Raw genomic sequence first — 18,584 nt, forward strand, 5'->3', positions numbered from 1 at the left:
CCTGCAGTAGCTGCGGCGAATGCGGGGGCGATAGACTCGCCCCAACCCGCGCACGAATAACCGCTTTTGCCCCCGAGTCCAACCATGTCTTCCCCAATGCCGCCTCCCATGAAGCTTTCAGGCCTGGAGCCGGTCTCCATCGGCGAAGGCACGCTGTTCGTCAACATCGGCGAGCGCACCAACGTCACGGGCTCCAAGGCCTTCGCGCGCATGATCCTCAACGGCCAGTTCGAAGAAGCGCTGGCCGTGGCGCGCCAGCAGGTCGAGAACGGCGCGCAGGTGATCGACGTGAACATGGACGAGGCCATGCTCGACAGCAAGGCCGCGATGGTCCGCTTCCTCAACCTCATCGCCAGCGAGCCCGACATCGCGCGCGTGCCGGTGATGGTCGACAGCTCGAAGTGGGAAGTCATCGAGGCGGGCCTGCGCTGCATCCAGGGCAAGGGCATCGTCAACTCCATCTCCATGAAGGAGGGTGTCGACAAGTTCAAGCACGAGGCCACGCTGGTGAAGCGCTACGGCGCCGCCGCCGTGGTGATGGCCTTCGACGAGAAGGGGCAGGCCGACACCTACGCGCGCAAGATCGAGATCTGCGAGCGCGCCTACCGCATCCTGGTGGACGAGGTGGGCTTCCCGCCCGAGGACATCATCTTCGACCCGAACATCTTCGCCATTGCCACCGGCATCGAGGAGCACGACAACTACGCGGTCGACTTCATCGAGGCCGTGCGCTGGATCAAGCAGAACCTGCCGGGTGCGAAGGTGTCGGGCGGCGTGTCGAACGTGAGCTTCAGCTTCCGCGGCAACGACCCGGTGCGCGAGGCCATCCACACCGTGTTCCTGTACCACGCGATCAAGGCGGGCATGGACATGGGCATCGTCAACGCAGGCATGGTGGGCGTGTACGACGACCTCGAGCCCGGCCTGCGCGAGCGCGTGGAAGACGTGGTGCTCAACCGCCGCCCCGATGCCGGCGAGCGCCTCGTCGAAGTGGCCGAGACCGCCAAGAGCGGCGCCAAGGACGACAGCAAGAAGCTCGAATGGCGCGGCACGCCGGAGAACCCGGTGCCGGTCAACCAGCGCCTGTCGCACGCGATGGTGCACGGCATCACCGACTTCATCGTCGAAGACACGGAAGAGGCCTACCAGCAGATCCTCGCCACCGGCGGCCGTCCGCTGCACGTGATCGAAGGTCCGCTGATGGACGGCATGAACATCGTGGGCGACCTGTTCGGCCAGGGCAAGATGTTCCTGCCGCAGGTGGTGAAGTCGGCGCGCGTGATGAAGTCGGCCGTGGCCCACCTCATTCCCTACATCGAGGAAGAAAAGCGCCAGGACGAGGCCGCGGGCCGCGACGTGCGCACCAAGGGCAAGATCATCATCGCCACCGTGAAGGGCGACGTGCACGACATCGGCAAGAACATCGTCACCGTCGTGCTCCAGTGCAACAACTTCGAAGTGGTGAACATGGGCGTGATGGTCCCGTGCCACGAGATCCTGGCCAAGGCGAAGGTCGAGGGCGCGGACATCGTGGGCCTGTCGGGCCTCATCACGCCGAGCCTGGAGGAAATGCAGTACGTGGCCGGCGAGATGCAGAAGGACGACCACTTCCGCATCAAGAAGATTCCGCTGCTGATCGGCGGCGCCACCACCAGCCGCGTGCACACGGCCGTGAAGATCGCGCCGCACTACGAGGGCCCCGTGGTCTACGTGCCCGACGCCTCGCGCAGCGTGAGCGTGGCGCAGAGCCTGCTGAGCGACCAGGCCACGGCGTACATCGACGAGATCAACGCCGACTACCACAAGGTGCGCGAGCAGCACGCCAACAAGAAGCAGGTGCCGCTGTGGCCGCTCGCGAAGGCGCGCGCCAACAAGACGCCCGTCGACTTCGCGAACTACCTGCCGCCGGTGCCCAAGTTCATCGGACGGCGCGTGTTCAGGAACTTCGACCTGACCGAGCTCGCGAAGTACATCGACTGGGGCCCGTTCTTCCAGACCTGGGACCTGGCGGGCCCGTTCCCGGCCATCCTGAAGGACGAGATCGTCGGCACCGAGGCGGTGCGCGTGTATGCGGACGGCCAGCGCATGCTCAAGCGGCTCATCGAGGGCCGCTGGCTCAGCGCGAGCGGCGTGATCGGCTTCTGGCCCGCCAACACCGTGAACGACGACGACATCGAGCTTTACACCGACGAGTCGCGCAGCGAAGTGGCGCTCACCTGGTACGGCATGCGCCAGCAGACCGAGAAGCAGGAAATCGACGGCGTGATGCGCCCGAGCCGCTGCCTGGCCGACTTCGTCGCGCCGAAGGACAGCGGCGTGAAGGACTACGTCGGCATGTTCGCCGTGACCGCCGGCCTGGGCGTGGAGAAGAAGGAAAAGTATTTCGTCGACGACCTCGACGACTACTCCGCCATCATGCTCAAGGCCCTGGCCGACCGGCTGGCCGAGGCCTTCGCCGAGGCGCTGCACCATCGCGTGCGCACCGACCTCTGGGGTTACGCGAGCGAGGAAAGCCTGAGCAACGACGACATGATCGCGGAGAAGTACCGCGGCATCCGCCCCGCGCCGGGCTACCCGGCATGCCCCGACCACAGCGTGAAGAAGCCCATGTTCGACCTTCTGAACTGCGCGGACATTGGCATGAGCCTGACGGAAAGCCTCGCTATGATGCCCGCCGCCAGCGTGAGCGGGTTCTACCTGAGCCACCCCGATTCGACGTACTTCAACGTCGGCAAGATCGGACACGACCAGTTACAGGACCAGGCCGCGCGACGCAAGGAAAGCGAAGCCGACCTCGAACGCCTGCTCGCGCCCAACCTTTGAACCTGCCGGCCGGCGTGGCCGTCCGGCACCGGGAGTTGTTATTCAGAAGCTGATGTTTGCAGCCGCGCACTACGCGGCCCTGGCGGTTTTCGTGACGGGCTGCTGGGGCTATGGGCGCGCGCTGCTGGGCCGCCTCGCGCCGCCGCCGCGACGCGACGCGGGGCTCGAAGCCGCGATGGCCGTGGCGCTGGGCATGGGCTTCTTCATCTGCGCCTTCCAGGCGCTGGCCATCTTCGGGGCCTTCAAGACCGGCGCGACCGTGGCCCTCGTCGCCGTGGGCGTGGCGGCCGCGGCGCTGCAGCTTCCCGCGTGGCTGCGCGAGCGCCGCGCTCTGCTCGCAAATGCGCCCGCCGCGCCGTGGTCCTACATCGAGCGTGTCGCGGCGATCGCGCTGGCACTGGTCGTGCTGCCCGCGCTGGCGGCGCCGCTTGCGCCGCCCATCGCCTTCGACGAGCTGATGTACCACCTGCCGTATGCGCGGCAGGTCGCGGAGCACGGCTCGCTGGGCATCCACGACTGGCTGCGCTACCCCTGGTTCCCGTACAACTACAACCTGCTGTACGCCGGCGCGCTGCAGCTGGGCGACGACGTGCTGCCGCACTTCCTCAACGGGCTGGCCGGCGCGCTGTCGGTGGTCATGATCTACCGCCTGGGCATGCTGCACGCCGACCGGCTCACCGCCTGCATCGGCGCGGCCATCTGGCTGGGGCTCGGCGACTACTCCAACGCGCTGATCGACATGGGTGTGGCGCTCTTCGTGCTGTCGGCCTGCGTGGCGCTGTGGTGGTGGCGCGAGTCGGAGGTCGGCAAGCCCACGCACGGCGGCATCCGCTGGCTCGGCGTGGCGGCGTTCTGCCTCGGCGTGGCCGCGGGCTCGAAGTACCAGGCGCTGGTCTTCCTGCCGCTGATCGCGCCCTTCGTCTTCCGCCAGGAGCGCAGCCTCAAGGCATGGGCGGTGGTGTTCGTCTGCTTCCTGCTGCCGTGCGTGTACTGGTACGCACGCAACGCCATCATGACGGGCGACCCCTTCAACCCCATCGGCGCGCGCGTGTTCGGCTTCACCGAGTGGACTCCGGCCGACTACGTGCAGCAGGTTGCGGACGTGCGCGTGCACGCCGAGCTGCCCAACGCGCTGATCTGGTCGGTGTTCTTCGCGCCCTTCAGCCCGCTGTGGAAGCGCTCCGCCGCGGTGCGCGCAGCGGGCTGGTTCTGCCTGTACTCCGTGGTCGTCTGGGTCGCGACCTCGCGCTATCCGCGCTACCTGACGGCTTCGTTCCCGCTGCTGGCGGCCACCGCGGCCATCGGCTGGCAGGTGGTGTTCGGCTGGATCGTCGCGGGCTTCCGCCGCCTGCGCGGAGCGACTGCCGCGGTCCCGGCTGCTGCCGTCACCAGCCGCACGCCGGCCCGCGTGGGCGACTGGGTGATCGTGCTGCTGCTGGCTGTGCTGGCCGCCGTTTCCGTACGGCAGACGGCCGTGAAGATCTCGCTGATCTCCACCACGCCCGAGGCCCGAGAGGCCGTGCTGCGCAAGCATGTGCCGGGCTATGCCGTCATGGACTACCTGCGACGCAACGCCAAGGGGCGCGTCTACCAGATCGCGCTGAACGAGGCGATCTACTACGGCCCCAACCCCATCTGGGGTGACACCCTCGGGCCGTGGCGCTACACCGACTTCGGGCGCCTGTCCGGCGGCGACCTTGCGCGCAAGCTCTCTGGCATGGGCTTCGTGGCGATCGTGCTGCCCGATTCGGTGGTGCCGGTGTTCACCGCGCGCATCGACTTCGACAAGTACTTCGCCGTCGAATACCAGAAGGACGGCAGCCGGGTCTACCGTATCCTTCCCGTCGCACCATGAACGCCACCGTCGAATCCTCCGGTACCCTGCAAGGCCGCGGTGGCACTGCCGGCGGCTTGCGCGTCGCCGTGGTCATCCCCTGCTACAACGAGGCGCTGGCCATCGAGCAGGTGGTGCGGGGCTTTCGCGCCGCGTTGCCCGAGGCCGAGATCCACGTCTTCGACAACAACTCCAGCGACGACACGGCCGGCGTGGCCCGCGCGGCCGGCGCCACGGTCACGCACGTGGCCCTGCGCGGCAAGGGCAACGTGGTGCGGCGCATGTTCGCCGACGTCGATGCCGACGTGTACGTGATGACCGATGGCGACGCCACCTACGACCCCGGCGCCGCGCGCCGCCTCGTGGAACGGCTTGTGAGCGACAACCTCGACATGGTGGTCGGCAGCCGCGTGGACGACGGCCAGGACGCGCACACCTACCGCGCCGGCCATCGCTTCGGCAACCGCATGCTCACCGGCGCCGTGGCCCAGCTCTTCGGCGGCGGCCTCACCGACATGCTCTCGGGCTACCGCGTGTTCTCGCGGCGCTATGCCAAGTCGTTCCCGGCGCTGTCGCGCGGTTTCGAGACGGAGACCGAGCTCACCGTGCACGCGCTCGAGCTGCGCATGCCCTATGCCGAGGAAGCCACCGCCTACAGCACGCGCCCCGAAGGCTCGGTGAGCAAGCTCTCGACCTACCGCGACGGCTGGCGCATCCTCAAGACCATCTGCAAGCTGTTCGTGAGCGAGCGGCCGCTGCAGTTCTTCTCGATCATCGGCGGCCTGCTTGTGCTGATGTCGATCGCACTGGTCGTGCCGCTCTTCATGACCTACATGCAGACCGGCCTGGTGCCGCGGCTCCCCACGGCGGTGCTGGCCACCGGCGCGATGCTGGCGGCCATGCTGTCCTTCGTGTGCGGCGTCGTCATGCAGGCCATCACCCTGGGGCGACGGGAGGCCAAGCGGCTGAGCTATCTCGCGATTCCCTGCGTGCGCGAGCAGGCCTCGCGATGAAGATCGGCCGCGAGTTCCTCGCGTTCGCCGCCGTCGGCGTGATCGGGCTCGTGGTCGACGTCGTGGTGCTGTACCTGCTGGCGCCGCTGCTGGGCTGGTATGCCGCTCGGGTGGTCTCGTTTCTCGCGGCGGCCACCACCACCTGGGCCTTCAACCGCCGCTACACCTTCGCGGCGAGCGCGGCCGCCAACCCTTCGATTTGGCGCGAATACTTCGGCTACCTGGCGACCATGGCGGCTGGCGCGGTGCTCAACTACGGCGCCTATGTGCTCACGCTGCACTGGGTCGAGGGCCGCTGGGCCGCGGCGCTGGGCGTGGCTCTCGGCAGCCTCGCGGGCATGAGCGCCAATTTCCTGTCGGCGCGCTACCTGGTCTTTCGCTCGCACCGCAACGGCTGAGGCCGGCGATGCGGCGCATTGCGCCGCATCGTGCTCAGTGCGCGCCCGAGACGACCACCGGGATCTCGGTCGCCGGCGGCGTGTTGCGGCTGCGGCCGCAGCGCACGATGCCGTCGATCATCACCATGCCCACGCCCGGGATGTCGCCGAGCTGCACGCTCTCGAGCAGCCCCGGCGCGGGCGAGTGCTGTGCCCGGTCCATGAATACGAAGTCGGCTGCGCGGCCCGTTTCGATGAGTCCGCAGTTGAGCTTGCGGATCTTCGCGGTGTTGCCCGTCGCGAAGCAGAACACCAGCTCGGCCGGAATGTTCGCGATCGACGACAGCATCGCCACCATGCGCAGGATGCCCAGCGGCTGCACGCCCGAGCCTGCCGGGCCGTCTGTGCCGAGGATCACGCGGTGCGGGCACTTGAGTTCCAGCGCTGCCTTCGCTGCCGCGATGGCGACCTTCTCGTTGCCGTTGTGCACGATCTCGATGGCGCGCGAGCTCTTCTCGCACAGCTCGCACACATGCGCCTCGGGCAGCGAGGTGTGGCCGCCGTTGATGTGGCCGATGACGTCGGCGTCGGCCTCGAGCACCACGTCCTTGTCGATCAGGCCCGAGCCAGGGATCGACGGACCACCCGTGTGGATCGTGCTCTGGATGCCGTACTTGCGCGCCCAGGCCACCATCTCCTTGGCTTCGTAGCCGGCCTTCACCGAACCCAGGCCCACTTCGCCGAGCAGCCCCACGCCGGCCTCGGCCAGTTCCTTGAAATCGCTCTCGACCATGCCCTTCTCGATGACGGGCGCACCCGCCAGCACCTTCACGCCGCCGGGGCGGAAGTTGTCGAAGGCTCGCTGCGCGGTGATGGCCAGGGCCTTCAGGCCGACGATGTCCTTGGGGCGGCCGGGCAGGTGAACCTCGCCGGCGGAAATCATGGTGGTCACGCCGCCGTGCATGGTGGAGTCGATCCAGCCGAGCTGGCCCTGGCGCGGGGTCCAGTCGCCGAACACCGGGTGCACGTGGCTGTCGATCAGGCCGGGCGCCACGCAGGTCTTCTTCGCGTCGATGACGGTGACCGCGCCTTCGAGGTCGCAGTCCTTTTCCTTGCCGACCGCGACGATCAGGCCGTCGTTCACGACGATGGTGTCGGCATCGAGGATGGGCTTGTCGATGTCGCCCGAGAGCAGCAGCCCGATGTTCTTTATGACGACCTTGCCCGACTTGCCGCTGCTTGCGATTTCTGCCATTTCGATGTGTCCTCGTGGGATGTGGTGGAGTTGTTCTTGTCGTCCTGCGGCTCGTCGGCGTCCGCGCGCACGGTGCGCAGCAGCGTCTCGATCACGAAGTCTTCCCAGTGCGCGATGGCCTCGGGCGACTCCAGCGGCTCACCGAGGAAGGCGGTGAGCGTGTGCCGGTTGGATGTGTAGAAGTAGCCCGTGGACGCGATCAGCAGGTAGATGTCGCGTGCCACCAGATCCTTGCGGAACAGGCCCTGCGAGGCGCCGCTCGCCAGGATCTCCGCAATGATCGCCACCGCGCGCGACGAATACTCGCGGGCGCGCAGCGACTTCGAAATGTGCCGGCCCTTGTGCAGGTTCTCGGTGTTCAGCAGCGTGACGAACTCGGGGTTCTTGCGGTAGTAGCCCAGCACGAAGCGGATGACTTCGGTGAGCGCGTCCACCGGCCGCGAGGCGTCGAGCGCGATGGCCGCCTCGGCGTCGTCCATGCGCTGGTAGATGCCTTCGAGCACTGCAATGAAGAGGCCTTCCTTGCTGCCGAAGTAGTAGTAGATCATCCGGTCGTACGACTTCGCGGCCTTGGAGATCTTCTCCACGCTGCCGCCGTCGTAGCCGTACCTGGCGAAGACCTTGGTTGCCGCCTTCAGGATGCTGTCGCGCGTGGCCTGGGCAGCCGCCTCGCGCACGCCCGTGCGGCGCTGCGGCTTGGGCTTGTGGGAGGCGGAGCGGCTGTTGTCGGCCATCGTGCGCGCGAGGCCCGGCTTATTTCTCGGCGAAGGCGCGCTCGACGACGAAGTCGCCCGGCGTCGAAGTGTTGCCTTCCTTGAAGCCGCGCTTTTCCAGGATGTGCTTCAGGTCGACCAGCAGGCCGGGGCTGCCGCACAGCATGACGCGGTCTTCCTCGACGTTCAGCGGCGGCAGGCCGAGGTCGTCGGTGAGCTTGTTGCTCTCGATCAGGTCGGTGATGCGGCCCTGGTTGCGGAACTCCTCGCGGGTGACCGTGGGGTAGTACAGCAGCTGCTTGGCGATCATCTCGCCCAGGAACTCGTGCTTGGGCAGGTGGTCGGTCACGAGGTCGTGATAGGCCAGCTCGTCGACCTGGCGCACGCCGTGCACCAGGATGACCTGTTCGAACTTCTCGTAGGTGTCCGGGTCGCGGATGATGCTCATGAACGGTGCGAGGCCGGTGCCGGTGCCGAACAGGTACAGGCGCTTGGCCGGCAACGTGTAGTCGATCAGCAGCGTGCCGGTGGGCTTGCGGCCCACGATGATGGTGTCGCCCACCTGGATGTGCTGCAGCTTCGAGGTCAGCGGGCCTTCTTCCACCTTGATGCTCAGGAACTCGAGATGCTCCTCGTAGTTCGGGCTCACGATGCTGTAGGCGCGCAGCAGGGGCTTGTTGTTGACCTTCAGGCCGATCATCGTGAAATGACCGTTCGAGAAGCGCAGCGCCGGGTCGCGCGTGGTGGTGAAGGTGAACAGGCGATCGGTCCAGTGGTGGACGCTCAGGACGCGTTCTTCGCTGAATGCACTCATACGGAACTCAAGAGTTGGTTGGTAACTTGGGAGGTTGGCTGAGCCTGCGTGCACGCCTTTGGGGCGAAAGCCGCCGGCCGGCTCCGAACCCTCCATTGTCGTTGGTCGGAGAAACCCCGATGAACACCGCGAGAAAACACCATTGCAAGCATCGGGCCCGTTTGCTACATTGACCTTTGATGTAGTGAATGCAACATGAAAGTGTAGGGAATGCTACACAAACGGAAGTCGATGCACAAGCGGGCGTACGGCACGTTTGTTGCAAACCCCGGCAGCCTGAAATTGCAACTTCGCACACCACCGAACGCCCAGAGCCCAAGAGCCGAGAGATCGCCCCGATGACCGAACACACCAAGACAGATGGCCTCCCCGGCATGGACATGCCCGTCGTGGCCGAGGCCGGCAGCACCGCCTTCGGCAAGGCGCCGCTGCGCAACGAGCGCATGAGTTCCGCCAAGGTCGAGTGCAACGCCTGCCCGGTGCTGTGCCAGATCTCCGACGGCCGCACCGGTGCCTGCGACCGCTATGCCAATAAAGAGGGCGTGCTGGTGCGCGTCGATCCCGTGGTGCTGCTGCGCCGCACGATCGAGAGCGAAGCGCCCGTGCTGGTGCCCTTCGACCGCCCCGGCGCCGACGCTGCAGAGTCGGCCGATGCCGCTCCCGACTGGAACGGCGACCTGCTGCACTCCGACGAAGTCTTCGTCACCGGCGTGGGCTCCTCCACCACCTACCCCGACTACAAGCCCGCCCCCTTCATCGTGGCCTCCAAGGCCCGGGGCGTGGACATGGTCACCGTCGTCACCGAGGGCATCTTCAGCTACTGCAGCTTCAAGGTGAAGATCGACACCGACCGCTTCCTGGGCCCCGAGCAGGCCAACGTGCGCTACCGCGGCGAGGTCGTGGGCCACGTGACCACGGCCGAATACGGCTCGCAGATGCTCTCGCTGGGCGGCGTGCACCACCTCACCGGCGGCAGCAAGAAGGAGGGGCGCATGACGGCCGAGCTGATGCAGCTGCTGGGCAACAAGAAGGCGGTGGAGTGCACCATCGACGGCGGCTCCACTCTCGTCATCCAGGCCGGCAAGGCGCCCATCGTCAACGGCGTGGAAGAGCAGCGCATGCGCGTGGGCTGCGGCTCGGCCGCGGTCGGCATCTTCGCGCGCCAGTTCGCGGGCGTGGCCGACGAGGTGGTGGTGGTCGACGACCACATAACGGGCGTGCTCACCGAGCACCAGGCCGGCCGCTGCCTCGACATGGCGCCCTCGGGCATCCAGATGCTGGGCCGCAAGTCCACGCCGGGGCGCTACTTCCAGGTGGCGAATCCGGGCAACGGCTGGGGCGGCACCGACATCGCCGATCCGCTCGCGATCATCGAAGGCTGGGAAGAGGGCGTCGCGCGCCCCGGCCTGCGCCTGCTCATGACCTCGACCACCGGCGAGCATGCGCAGTGGTACGTGCTCGACGATGCACTGAAGCCCGTCGAGCAGCCCATGCCTGCGGAGGTGAAGCGCATCGTCGATCGCATCGGCGAGAACTGCGAACCCTCGCTGTGCACCGTGCTGTTCCTGGGCGGCGCCGGCGGCAGCCTGCGCGCGGGCGTCACCGAGAACCCGGTGCTGCTCACGCGCGCCATCAAGCGCGCGCTGGTCAACGTCACCTGCGGCGGTGCGCCGGCCTACGTGTGGCCGGGCGGCGGCATCACGGTGATGGCCGACGTCATGCGCATGCCCGACAACAGCTTCGGCACCGTGCCCACGCCCGCCATCGTCGCGCCCATCGAGTTCAGCATGCGGCGCGACGACTACGAGGCGCTCGGCGGCCACGTCGAACACATCTTCCCGCTCGAACAGGCGCTCGCGCGTGGTGCATGGCAGGAAGACGGCGCACCGCTTGCGCGCCAATGGCTCGCGGTGGACGACGCCAACCCGTGGCCGCTCGGCCACGCCCCGATGCTGGGCTGATCATGTCCGCCCAACGCAGCGCGCTCGACGGCGGTCGCTGGCACTTCAACCACGGCCCGATCGACATCGTGGCCGAGGCGCACGGCGACCCGTACGCCGTGGCCGCTGCGCACGACGCGGCCTGGGCGCGCTTCGTCCACGTGCTCGACGAACTGGTGCGCGAACTGCCGCTGCTGCGCTTGCCCGTCACTGAAAAGATGCGTCCGCGCAATGTGGTGGCCCGCCGCATGTGGGACGCCTGCGCCGCCTTTTCCCCGATGTTCATCACGCCGATGGCGGCAGTGGCCGGCTCGGTCGCGCAGGAGCTCATCGCGTTCTACGAGCGCCCCGGCATCGAGCGCGCGTGGATCAACAACGGCGGCGACATCGCGCTGCACCTCGCTCCCGGGCAGTCCGCGCGCGTGGGCGTGTTCGCCGACATTGCGCGCTTCGACTGGCGCAGCCATGTCGATGGCGGCAGCGGCATCCTCACGACGGACGGCCAGTTCGAACTGCGCGCCGACCAGCCCGTGCGCGGCGTCGCCACCAGCGGCTGGCGCGGGCGCAGTTTCTCGCTGGGCATCGCCGACAGCGTGACGGTCCTGGCCGCCACGGCAGCGCAGGCCGATGCCGCCGCGACAGTGATCGCCAACGCCGTCGACGTGGACGACGAAGCCATCGCGCGCCGCCCCGCGAACGAATGCAAGGACGACAGCGACCTCGGCGACATGCTCGTCACCGTCGACGTGCCCGCACTGGCCCCCGAGCAGGTGCGCAGCGCACTCGATACGGGCGCGGTGTGCGCCAAGGTCCTGCAAAAAGGAGGGCTTGTCTGGGCCGCTCTACTCGTTTGTCAGGGGCAGTGGAGACTTGTCGAACCCTTATGCTCGAAGGCACTCGACACAGAGCTGCCGAAATCCGTTGGTTCAGTATTTGCTTAACGAAAAGCAAGGTTCTTTTTCATGATCGAAATCCGCCGCGTCTTCACCCATGTCGAGCACATCCACCACGAGTTCGGACCGCGTGCCGACACCCCGCTGGTGCGTGGTGCCATCGGCGCGGTGCTGACCAATCCGTTCGCGGGCCGCTACGAGCCCGACATCCTGCCGATGATGGCGTTGCTCGACCCGGTGGGCGTCGACATGGCGCACCGTCTTCACGCCGCCATGGATGTGCCGCTGGAGCAGATCGCCACCTACGGCAAGGGCGCCATCGTCGGCGCCGACGGCGAACTGGAGCATGGAGCGCTCTGGCACGTGCCGGGCGGCTATGCGATGCGCGAACTGCTCGGCTGGAAAGGCAGCCGCGCCGCCTACACCGCGGGCAAGGCCGAGGAGAAGACCGGCCAGCCCGGCAACGCGCTGTCGATCGTGCCTTCGACCAAGAAGGTCGGCCCGCCCGGCGCAACGCTCGACGTGCCGCTGACCAACATCAACGCCAGCTACGTGCGCGGCCAGTTCGACGCCATCGAGGTGCGCGTGCCCGGCGCGCCGGCCGCGGACGAGATCGTCTTCATCCTCGCGATGAGCACCGGCTACCGCGTGCATGCCCGCGTGGGCGGGCTGCTCGCCAAAGACATCAGCAAGTGGGACGGCCTGCGCTGACCCGCGAGACACCCGAAGAGACAAATCAAGGAATCAAGAGAACATGACCGCCAATATCCGCAAGCTCGTCATCCAGGTCGACGAAACCCGCAAGGAAATGGGCAAGGACATCACGCCGCCCACGCGCCGTGCCGTCGCCATCGCCGTCATCGAGAACCCCTATGCGGGACGCTACAGCGAGAACCTCGACGAACTCATCGCCATCGGCGAGGAACTCGGTGCGCTGCTGGGCCAGAAGGCCGTGAAGGCGCTGGGCATCGAGCCCGGCCAGGCGCAGAGCTACGGCAAGGCCGCCATCGTCGGCGAGCGCGGCGAGCTCGAGCATGCTGCCGCCATCCTGCATCCCAAGCTGGGCGCGCCGCTGCGCGTGGCAGTGGAGAAGGGCGCGGCGCTCGTGCCCTCGGCCAAGAAGCAGGGCACGCTGGGCACCGCCATCGACGTGCCGCTGGGCCACAAGGATGCCGCCTTCGTGCGCAGCCATTTCGATGCGGTCGAGGCCCGCGTGAGCGACGCGCCGCGCGCCAACGAGATCGTGGTGGCCGTGGCCGTCACCGACAGCGGCCGTCCGCTGCCGCGCATCGGCGGCCTGCAGGTCTCCGAGATCAAGGGCGAGGACGGCCTGCGCTGAGACGCGCCGCATCGTCCAGCCAGAGTCTCGCGCCCATACAACTCGAATTCTTTCTGCCTTAACCCCTAGGAGCTTCTCGATGAATCCATTGCGCCATGTTTTCTGCGCCGCTTCCGTCGTCACGCTGGCTTCGGCCCTCGTTCCCGCGCACGCGCAGGGCGTGATCAAGATCGGCGAAATCAACAGCTACAAGGCGCAACCCGCCTTCCTCGAGCCCTACAAGAAGGGCATGGAACTCGCGGTCGACGAGATCAACGCCAAGGGCGGCATCAACGGCAAGAAGATCGAGCTCATCAGCCGCGACGACAACGCCAACCCCGGCGACGCGGTGCGCGTGGCCGAAGAACTCATCTCGCGTGAGAAGATCGACGTGCTGGCTGGCGCCTTCCTGTCGAACACCGGCCTGGCGCTGACCGACTTCGCCAAGCAGAAGAAGTTCTTCTATCTCGCCGCCGAGCCGCTCACCGACAAGATCGTCTGGAGCAACGGCAACAAGTACACCTACCGCCTGCGTCCCTCGACCTACATGCAGGTCGCGATGCTGGTGCCCGAGGCCGCCAAGCTCAAGAAGAAGCGCTGGGCGCTCGTGTACCCCAACTACGAATACGGCCAGTCGTCGGTCGCCACCTTCAAGACGCTGCTGAAGGCCGCGCAGCCCGACGTCGAGTTCGTCGCCGAGCAGGCGCCGCCGCTGGGCAAGGTCGATTCGGGCAGCGTGGTGCAGGCCCTGGCCGATGCCAAGCCCGATGCCATCTTCAACGTGCTCTTCGGCGCCGACCTCTCCAAGTTCGTGCGCGAAGGCAACACGCGCGGCCTCTTCAAGGACCGCGAGGTGGTGAGCGTGCTGACCGGCGAGCCCGAGTACCTCGACCCGCTGAAGGATGAAGCGCCCAACGGCTGGATCGTCACCGGCTATCCGTGGAGCGGCGTGAAGACGCCCGAGCACAAGGCCTTCCTCGACGCCTACCAGGCCAAGTTCAAGGACTATCCGCGCCTGGGCTCGGTGGTCGGCTACAGCGCCATCCACTCGATCGCGGCCGGCATCAAGAAGGCCGGCGGCACCGACACCGAAAAACTCGTCGCTGCCTTCAAGGGCCTGCAGGTCGACACGCCCTTCGGCAAGATCAGCTACCGCGCGCAGGACAACCAGTCGACCATGGGCGCGTACGTGGGCAAGACCAAGAACGACGGTGGCAAGGGCGTGATGGTCGACTATGTCTACCTCGACGGCGCCAAGTTCCAGCCGAGCGATGACGAAGTGAAGAAGATGCGCCCCGCCGACTGATCGCGCGGCTCCTGCACCGCATCCGCAGCCCTTGCACCAAGGCGCGGATGCGGATGTCTCCAGTTTCCTCAGGGTCCTTATGAGTTTCTCAGGCTTCGTTGTTCAGTTGCTCAACGGGTTGGCCGGTGCGTCTTCGCTCTTCTTCGTGGCGGCCGGTCTCTCGTTGATCTTCGGCGTGACGCGCATCGTCAATTTCGCCCATGGATCGTTCTTCATGGTGGGCATCTACCTCGCGTACACGCTCGTGGACAAGCTGGGTTCGAGCCTGGGCTTCTGGCCCGCGCTGCTGATCGCCGCGCTGGCGGTCGGCGTGCTCGGCGCGCTGATCGAGGTGCTGCTGCTGCGCCGCATCTACAAGGCGCCGGAGCTGTTCCAGCTGCTCGCCACCTTCGCGCTGGTGCTCGTCATCAAGGACGCGGTGCTGTGGCTGTGGGGCCCCGACGAACTGCTCGGCCCGCGCGCGCCCGGCCTCAAGGGCTCGGTCGAGATCCTCGGGCGGCAGTTTCCTTCCTATGACCTGTTCCTGATCGTCATCGGCCCGGTGGTGCTCGGCCTCGTGTGGCTGCTGCTCACCCGCACGCGCTTCGGCACGCTGGTGCGCGCCGCCACGCAGGACCGCGAGATGGTCAGCGCGCTGGGCGTCAACCAGGCCTGGCTCTTCACGGCGGTGTTCGCGCTCGGCGCGCTGCTCGCGGGCCTCGGCGGCGCTTTGCAACTGCCGCGCGAGCCCGCCACGCTCGAGATGGACCTGAACACCATCGGCGCCGCGTTCGTGGTCGTGGTGGTGGGCGGCATGGGCTCGCTGCCCGGCGCCTACATGGCCGCGCTGCTCATCGCCGAGATCAAGGCGGTTTGCATCTGGCTCGGCGTGGTGCAGATCTTCGGCATCGACGTGTCCTTCTCCAAGCTCACGCTGATGGTCGACTTCCTGGTGATGGCCATCGTGCTGGTGTGGCGCCCCTGGGGCCTGTTCGGCCGCCCGCAGGCGCCGAGCCGCTACGTCGGCATGCAGGAAGAACCGCTGCGCCGACCGAGCAACGCCTACATGGTGGCCGCCGCCGTGTTCGCGCTGCTGCTGGCCGTGGTGCCGTTCCTGACGGTGAACTCGCCCTACACCACGGTGCTGATGATCGACCTGATGATCGCGGCCCTCTTCGCAACCAGCCTGCACTTCATCATGGGTCCGGCCGGCATGCACTCCTTCGGCCATGCCGCGTACTTCGGCCTCGGCGCCTACGGCGCGGCGCTGCTGGTGCGCGCGCTGCACCTGCCGATGGAGCTCGCGCTGATCGTCGCGCCGCTGGTCGCCGCACTCGGCGCCTTCGTCTACGGCTGGTTCGCGGTGCGGCTGTCGGGCGTGTACCTCGCCATGCTCACGCTGGCCTTCGCGCAGATCACCTGGGCCGTCACCTACCAGTGGGACAGCTTCACCGGCGGCAGCAACGGCCTGACCGGCGTGTGGCCCTCCGAGTGGCTTTCCGACAAGCGGGCCTACTACTGGCTCACGCTGGTGCTCGTGGGCGCGGGCGTGTGGTGGCTGCGCCGCGTGCTGTTCTCGCCCTTCGGCTACGCGATGCGCGCGGGCCGCGACTCGGTGCTGCGCGCCGATGCCATCGGCATCGACGTCAAGCGCATGCAGTGGGTGGCGTTCGTCATCGCGGGCACCGTGGCAGGCCTTGCGGGCGCGCTCTTCGCCTTCTCCAAGGGCAGCATCTCGCCCGAGACGCTGTCGGTGGGCAGGTCGGTCGACGGCCTCGTGATGGTGCTGCTCGGCGGCATCCAGACGCTCGCGGGCCCGGTGGTCGGCGCCGTCACCTTCACCTGGCTGCACGACACCGTGGCGCGCAACACCGACTACTGGCGCGCGATGCTGGGCGCCATCATCCTCATTCTGGTGCTGCTGTTCCCGCAGGGCATCGCGGGCTCCATCAAGCAGCTGGCCGACCGCTGGCGTTCGCCGAAGGAAGACGAAGTTGCAAAGACCGAAGCCAAGGCCAAGCTCGAGGAGGTGAAGGCATGACCGGAACGCTCCTCAAGGTCGAGAACCTCGGCAAGTCCTTCGGCGGCGTGAAGGCCGTGGACGGCATCAGCTTCGAGCTGCCGCCCGGCGAGCTGCTCGCGCTCATCGGTCCCAACGGTGCCGGCAAGTCCACCACCTTCAACATGGTCAACGGCCAGCTCAAGGCCGACCAGGGCTCCATCACGCTCGACGGCCAGGAGCTCGTGGGCCGCAAGCCGCGCGAGATCTGGCGCATGGGCGTGGGCCGCACCTTCCAGATCGCCGAGACCTTCGCTTCGCTCACCGTGGTCGAGAACGTGCAGATGGCGCTGCTCTCGCACGACCGCAAGCTGTTCTCCACATGGCGCCGCGCCGCCGACCACAAGCGCGACGAGGCGCTGGCCCTGCTCGACCAGGTCGGCATGAAGTCGCAGGCCGACCGGCCCTGCAGCGTGCTCGCCTATGGCGACGTGAAGCGCGTCGAGCTCGCCATCGCGATGGCCAACTCGCCCAAGCTGCTGCTGATGGACGAGCCCACCGCCGGCATGGCGCCCAAGGAGCGCAACTCGCTCATGGCGTTGACCAAGGAACTCGTCATCCAGCGCGGCATGGCCGTGCTCTTCACCGAGCACAGCATGGACGTGGTGTTCGCGTATGCCGACCGCATGATCGTGCTGGCGCGCGGGCGTCTCATCGCGCAGGGCAAGCCGCTGGAGATCCGCGACCATCCCAAGGTGCAGGAGGTGTACTTCGGCACCGGCAAGACATTCGAGAAGAAGGCTGCGGCCGTTGGAGAAGCTGCATGAGCACGCATGAACCCCTCCTGCAGGCGAAGGCCCTGTGCGCCTGGTACGGCGCCGCGCAGATCCTCTACGACGTGGACCTCGAAGTGCGTCGCGGCGAAGTGGTCGCGCTCATGGGCCGCAACGGCGCGGGCAAGTCGACCACGCTGAAGGCGCTGATCGGCATGCTGGCCAAGCGCCGCGGCGCGGTGCGCTTCATGGGTCACGACATCTCGAAGAGCGAGCCGCACCATGCGGCGCGCCTGGGCCTGGGCTTCGTGCCCGAAGACCGCCGCGTGTTCACCGACCTCACGGTGATGGAGAACCTCGAAGTCGGCAAGCAGGCTCCGCGCCGCTGGGCCGACGGCAGCGACGCGCCGCTGTGGACGCCCGAGCGCCTGTTCAAGCTCTTCCCCAACCTCGGCGAGATGCCCAACCGCCCCGGCGGGCGCATGAGCGGCGGCGAGCAGCAGATGCTCACGGTTGCGCGCACGCTCATGGGCAATCCGTACCTCGTGCTGCTCGACGAACCTTCCGAAGGCGTGGCGCCGGTGATCGTCGAGCAGATGGCCAACATGATTCTGGAGCTCAAGGCGCAGGGCGTGAGCATCCTGCTGTCGGAGCAGAACATGCACTTCGCCGAGCTGGTGTCCGACCGCGCCTATGTGCTCGAGAAGGGGCAGATCCGCTATCACGCCACGATGGCCGAGCTTGCCGCCAACGACGAAGTCCGCCGCGCTTACCTGAGCGTCTGAGTTTTTCTTCAACCCCGGAGTCCACGCCATGCATCGCAGAACCCTCGTGAAATCCGCCGCAGCCCTCGGGCTGGCCGGTGGCCTCGGCAGTGTCGCTTTCAACGCCTTCGCGGCCGGCAAGATCAAGCCCGGCGCCAAGGCGGCGCTGATCGTGGTCGACGTGCAGAACTGTTTTCTCGACGGCGGCACGCTCGCGGTGAAGGGCGGCAACGAAGTCATCCCGGTGATCAACGCGCTCGCGCCGGCGTTCGAGAACATCGTCGTCACGCAGGACTGGCACACGGCGGGCCATGCGTCGTTCGCCAGCACCTACAGCGGCAAGAAGCCCTTCGAGACCACCAAGCTCAGCTACGGCACGCAGGTGCTGTGGCCCGACCACTGCGTGCAGGGCTCCGACGACGCCGCGCTCGGCAAGGACCTGAAGGTGCCGACCGCGCAGCTCATCATCCGCAAGGGCTTCCACAAGGAGATGGACAGCTACTCGGCCTTCGAGGAAGCCGATCACAAGACGGCCACGGGCCTGGCAGGCTACCTGAAGGCGCGTGGCATCAAGACCGTGTTCGTCACCGGCCTTGCCACCGACTTCTGCGTGGCCTGGACCGCGATGGACGCGCGCAAGGCCGGCTTCGAGGCCTACGTGATCGAGGACGCCACGCGCGGCATCGACCTCAACGGCTCGCTGGCAGCGGCCTGGAAGCAGATGACGGCCAAGGGCGTCAAGCGCATCCAGTCGGCCGACATCCAGGCCGCCTGAGGGCGCAT

16 protein-coding genes are annotated in these 18,584 nt (G+C 67.3%); 13 read left to right on the forward strand and 3 right to left on the reverse strand.

Translation table 11 applies throughout. The annotated features are described in order from the left end of the window. The first annotated feature begins 108 nt into the window (after nucleotides 1-108). From metH to SFB74_RS01305, 4 genes are read left to right on the forward strand one after another with little or no spacing between them, the layout of a single operon-like run. Entirely contained in the window at nucleotides 109-2,823 is a 2,715-nt protein-coding gene (metH, locus tag SFB74_RS01290) for a methionine synthase (protein WP_432728856.1), read from the forward strand. A 52-nt stretch (nucleotides 2,824-2,875) separates the two neighbouring features. Beyond that, entirely contained in the window at nucleotides 2,876-4,678 is a 1,803-nt protein-coding gene (locus SFB74_RS01295) for an ArnT family glycosyltransferase (protein WP_432728857.1), read from the forward strand. Continuing rightward, nucleotides 4,675-5,670, forward strand: a complete 996-nt coding sequence (locus SFB74_RS01300) for a glycosyltransferase family 2 protein (RefSeq protein WP_432728858.1) — start codon at nucleotides 4,675-4,677, stop codon at nucleotides 5,668-5,670. Before SFB74_RS01295 ends, SFB74_RS01300 begins: the two co-directional genes overlap by 4 nt. Next, complete coding sequence (locus SFB74_RS01305) at nucleotides 5,667-6,068, forward strand: GtrA family protein (protein WP_432728859.1); 402 nt, start codon at nucleotides 5,667-5,669, stop codon at nucleotides 6,066-6,068. Before SFB74_RS01300 ends, SFB74_RS01305 begins: the two co-directional genes overlap by 4 nt. 34 nt (nucleotides 6,069-6,102) lie before the next feature. Here SFB74_RS01305 and SFB74_RS01310 read toward each other — a convergent pair whose 3' ends face one another. The 3 genes from SFB74_RS01310 to SFB74_RS01320 are packed head-to-tail and all read right to left on the reverse strand — an operon-like array spanning nucleotide 6,103 to nucleotide 8,829. After that, nucleotides 6,103-7,302 carry an amidohydrolase family protein gene (locus tag SFB74_RS01310; protein ID WP_432728860.1) on the reverse strand — a complete coding sequence of 400 codons (1,200 nt, stop codon included), beginning with the start codon at nucleotides 7,300-7,302 and terminating at the stop codon, nucleotides 6,103-6,105. After that, on the reverse strand, nucleotides 7,257-8,036 hold the full coding sequence (locus SFB74_RS01315) for a TetR family transcriptional regulator (RefSeq protein ID WP_432728861.1): 780 nt from the start codon (nucleotides 8,034-8,036) through the stop codon (nucleotides 7,257-7,259). Before SFB74_RS01315 ends, SFB74_RS01310 begins: the two co-directional genes overlap by 46 nt. Nucleotides 8,037-8,055: 19 nt before the next feature. Continuing rightward, complete coding sequence (locus tag SFB74_RS01320) at nucleotides 8,056-8,829, reverse strand: ferredoxin--NADP reductase (RefSeq protein ID WP_093206758.1); 774 nt, start codon at nucleotides 8,827-8,829, stop codon at nucleotides 8,056-8,058. Nucleotides 8,830-9,167: 338 nt separating this feature from the next. On the opposite strand from SFB74_RS01320, the gene SFB74_RS01325 reads away from it, so the two are divergent. The 9 genes from SFB74_RS01325 (at nucleotide 9,168) to pncA (ending at nucleotide 18,576) form a co-directional block, all read left to right on the forward strand. Continuing rightward, nucleotides 9,168-10,790, forward strand: coding sequence for a 6-hydroxynicotinate reductase (locus SFB74_RS01325; protein WP_432728862.1), 1,623 nt, complete (start codon nucleotides 9,168-9,170; stop codon nucleotides 10,788-10,790). A 2-nt stretch (nucleotides 10,791-10,792) separates the two neighbouring features. After that, entirely contained in the window at nucleotides 10,793-11,710 is a 918-nt protein-coding gene (locus SFB74_RS01330) for a UPF0280 family protein (protein ID WP_432728863.1), read from the forward strand. Between the two features lie 21 nt (nucleotides 11,711-11,731). Further along, on the forward strand, nucleotides 11,732-12,373 hold the full coding sequence (locus tag SFB74_RS01335) for an amino acid synthesis family protein (RefSeq protein ID WP_432728864.1): 642 nt from the start codon (nucleotides 11,732-11,734) through the stop codon (nucleotides 12,371-12,373). A 43-nt stretch (nucleotides 12,374-12,416) separates the two neighbouring features. Next, complete coding sequence (locus tag SFB74_RS01340) at nucleotides 12,417-13,001, forward strand: amino acid synthesis family protein (protein WP_093206762.1); 585 nt, start codon at nucleotides 12,417-12,419, stop codon at nucleotides 12,999-13,001. 79 nt (nucleotides 13,002-13,080) lie between these two features. Then, nucleotides 13,081-14,286 carry an ABC transporter substrate-binding protein gene (locus SFB74_RS01345; RefSeq protein ID WP_369660063.1) on the forward strand — a complete coding sequence of 402 codons (1,206 nt, stop codon included), beginning with the start codon at nucleotides 13,081-13,083 and terminating at the stop codon, nucleotides 14,284-14,286. A gap of 79 nt (nucleotides 14,287-14,365) precedes the next feature. Continuing rightward, nucleotides 14,366-16,306, forward strand: coding sequence for an ABC transporter permease (locus SFB74_RS01350; protein ID WP_432728865.1), 1,941 nt, complete (start codon nucleotides 14,366-14,368; stop codon nucleotides 16,304-16,306). Beyond that, nucleotides 16,303-17,091 (forward strand): ABC transporter ATP-binding protein, encoded by a 789-nt coding sequence (locus SFB74_RS01355; RefSeq protein ID WP_093206764.1) that lies wholly within the window; start codon nucleotides 16,303-16,305, stop codon nucleotides 17,089-17,091. Before SFB74_RS01350 ends, SFB74_RS01355 begins: the two co-directional genes overlap by 4 nt. Then, nucleotides 17,088-17,822, forward strand: coding sequence for an ABC transporter ATP-binding protein (locus SFB74_RS01360; RefSeq protein WP_432728866.1), 735 nt, complete (start codon nucleotides 17,088-17,090; stop codon nucleotides 17,820-17,822). Before SFB74_RS01355 ends, SFB74_RS01360 begins: the two co-directional genes overlap by 4 nt. 28 nt (nucleotides 17,823-17,850) lie before the next feature. Next, nucleotides 17,851-18,576, forward strand: a complete 726-nt coding sequence (pncA, locus tag SFB74_RS01365) for a bifunctional nicotinamidase/pyrazinamidase (RefSeq protein ID WP_432728867.1) — start codon at nucleotides 17,851-17,853, stop codon at nucleotides 18,574-18,576. The last annotated feature ends 8 nt before the right edge of the window (nucleotides 18,577-18,584 follow it).

It is taken from the genome of Variovorax xiamenensis, assembly GCF_050916385.1.
Classification (GTDB): Bacteria; Pseudomonadota; Gammaproteobacteria; order Burkholderiales; family Burkholderiaceae_C; genus Variovorax.

What these genes read in the sequence shown, in the direction of transcription:
- SFB74_RS01355 (WP_093206764.1), top strand. Translation starts at nt 16,303, where the DNA reads ATGACCGGAACGCTCCTCAAGGTCGAGAACCTCGGCAAGTCCTTCGGC.
- SFB74_RS01350 (WP_432728865.1), top strand. Translation starts at nt 14,366, where the DNA reads ATGAGTTTCTCAGGCTTCGTTGTTCAGTTGCTCAACGGGTTGGCCGGT.
- SFB74_RS01360 (WP_432728866.1), top strand. Translation starts at nt 17,088, where the DNA reads ATGAGCACGCATGAACCCCTCCTGCAGGCGAAGGCCCTGTGCGCCTGG.
- SFB74_RS01315 (WP_432728861.1), bottom strand. Translation starts at nt 8,036, where the DNA reads ATGGCCGACAACAGCCGCTCCGCCTCCCACAAGCCCAAGCCGCAGCGC.
- SFB74_RS01320 (WP_093206758.1), bottom strand. Translation starts at nt 8,829, where the DNA reads ATGAGTGCATTCAGCGAAGAACGCGTCCTGAGCGTCCACCACTGGACC.
- SFB74_RS01340 (WP_093206762.1), top strand. Translation starts at nt 12,417, where the DNA reads ATGACCGCCAATATCCGCAAGCTCGTCATCCAGGTCGACGAAACCCGC.
- metH (WP_432728856.1), top strand. Translation starts at nt 109, where the DNA reads ATGAAGCTTTCAGGCCTGGAGCCGGTCTCCATCGGCGAAGGCACGCTG.
- SFB74_RS01305 (WP_432728859.1), top strand. Translation starts at nt 5,667, where the DNA reads ATGAAGATCGGCCGCGAGTTCCTCGCGTTCGCCGCCGTCGGCGTGATC.
- SFB74_RS01295 (WP_432728857.1), top strand. Translation starts at nt 2,876, where the DNA reads ATGTTTGCAGCCGCGCACTACGCGGCCCTGGCGGTTTTCGTGACGGGC.
- pncA (WP_432728867.1), top strand. Translation starts at nt 17,851, where the DNA reads ATGCATCGCAGAACCCTCGTGAAATCCGCCGCAGCCCTCGGGCTGGCC.
- SFB74_RS01335 (WP_432728864.1), top strand. Translation starts at nt 11,732, where the DNA reads ATGATCGAAATCCGCCGCGTCTTCACCCATGTCGAGCACATCCACCAC.
- SFB74_RS01330 (WP_432728863.1), top strand. Translation starts at nt 10,793, where the DNA reads ATGTCCGCCCAACGCAGCGCGCTCGACGGCGGTCGCTGGCACTTCAAC.
- SFB74_RS01345 (WP_369660063.1), top strand. Translation starts at nt 13,081, where the DNA reads ATGAATCCATTGCGCCATGTTTTCTGCGCCGCTTCCGTCGTCACGCTG.
- SFB74_RS01310 (WP_432728860.1), bottom strand. Translation starts at nt 7,302, where the DNA reads ATGGCAGAAATCGCAAGCAGCGGCAAGTCGGGCAAGGTCGTCATAAAG.
- SFB74_RS01300 (WP_432728858.1), top strand. Translation starts at nt 4,675, where the DNA reads ATGAACGCCACCGTCGAATCCTCCGGTACCCTGCAAGGCCGCGGTGGC.
- SFB74_RS01325 (WP_432728862.1), top strand. Translation starts at nt 9,168, where the DNA reads ATGACCGAACACACCAAGACAGATGGCCTCCCCGGCATGGACATGCCC.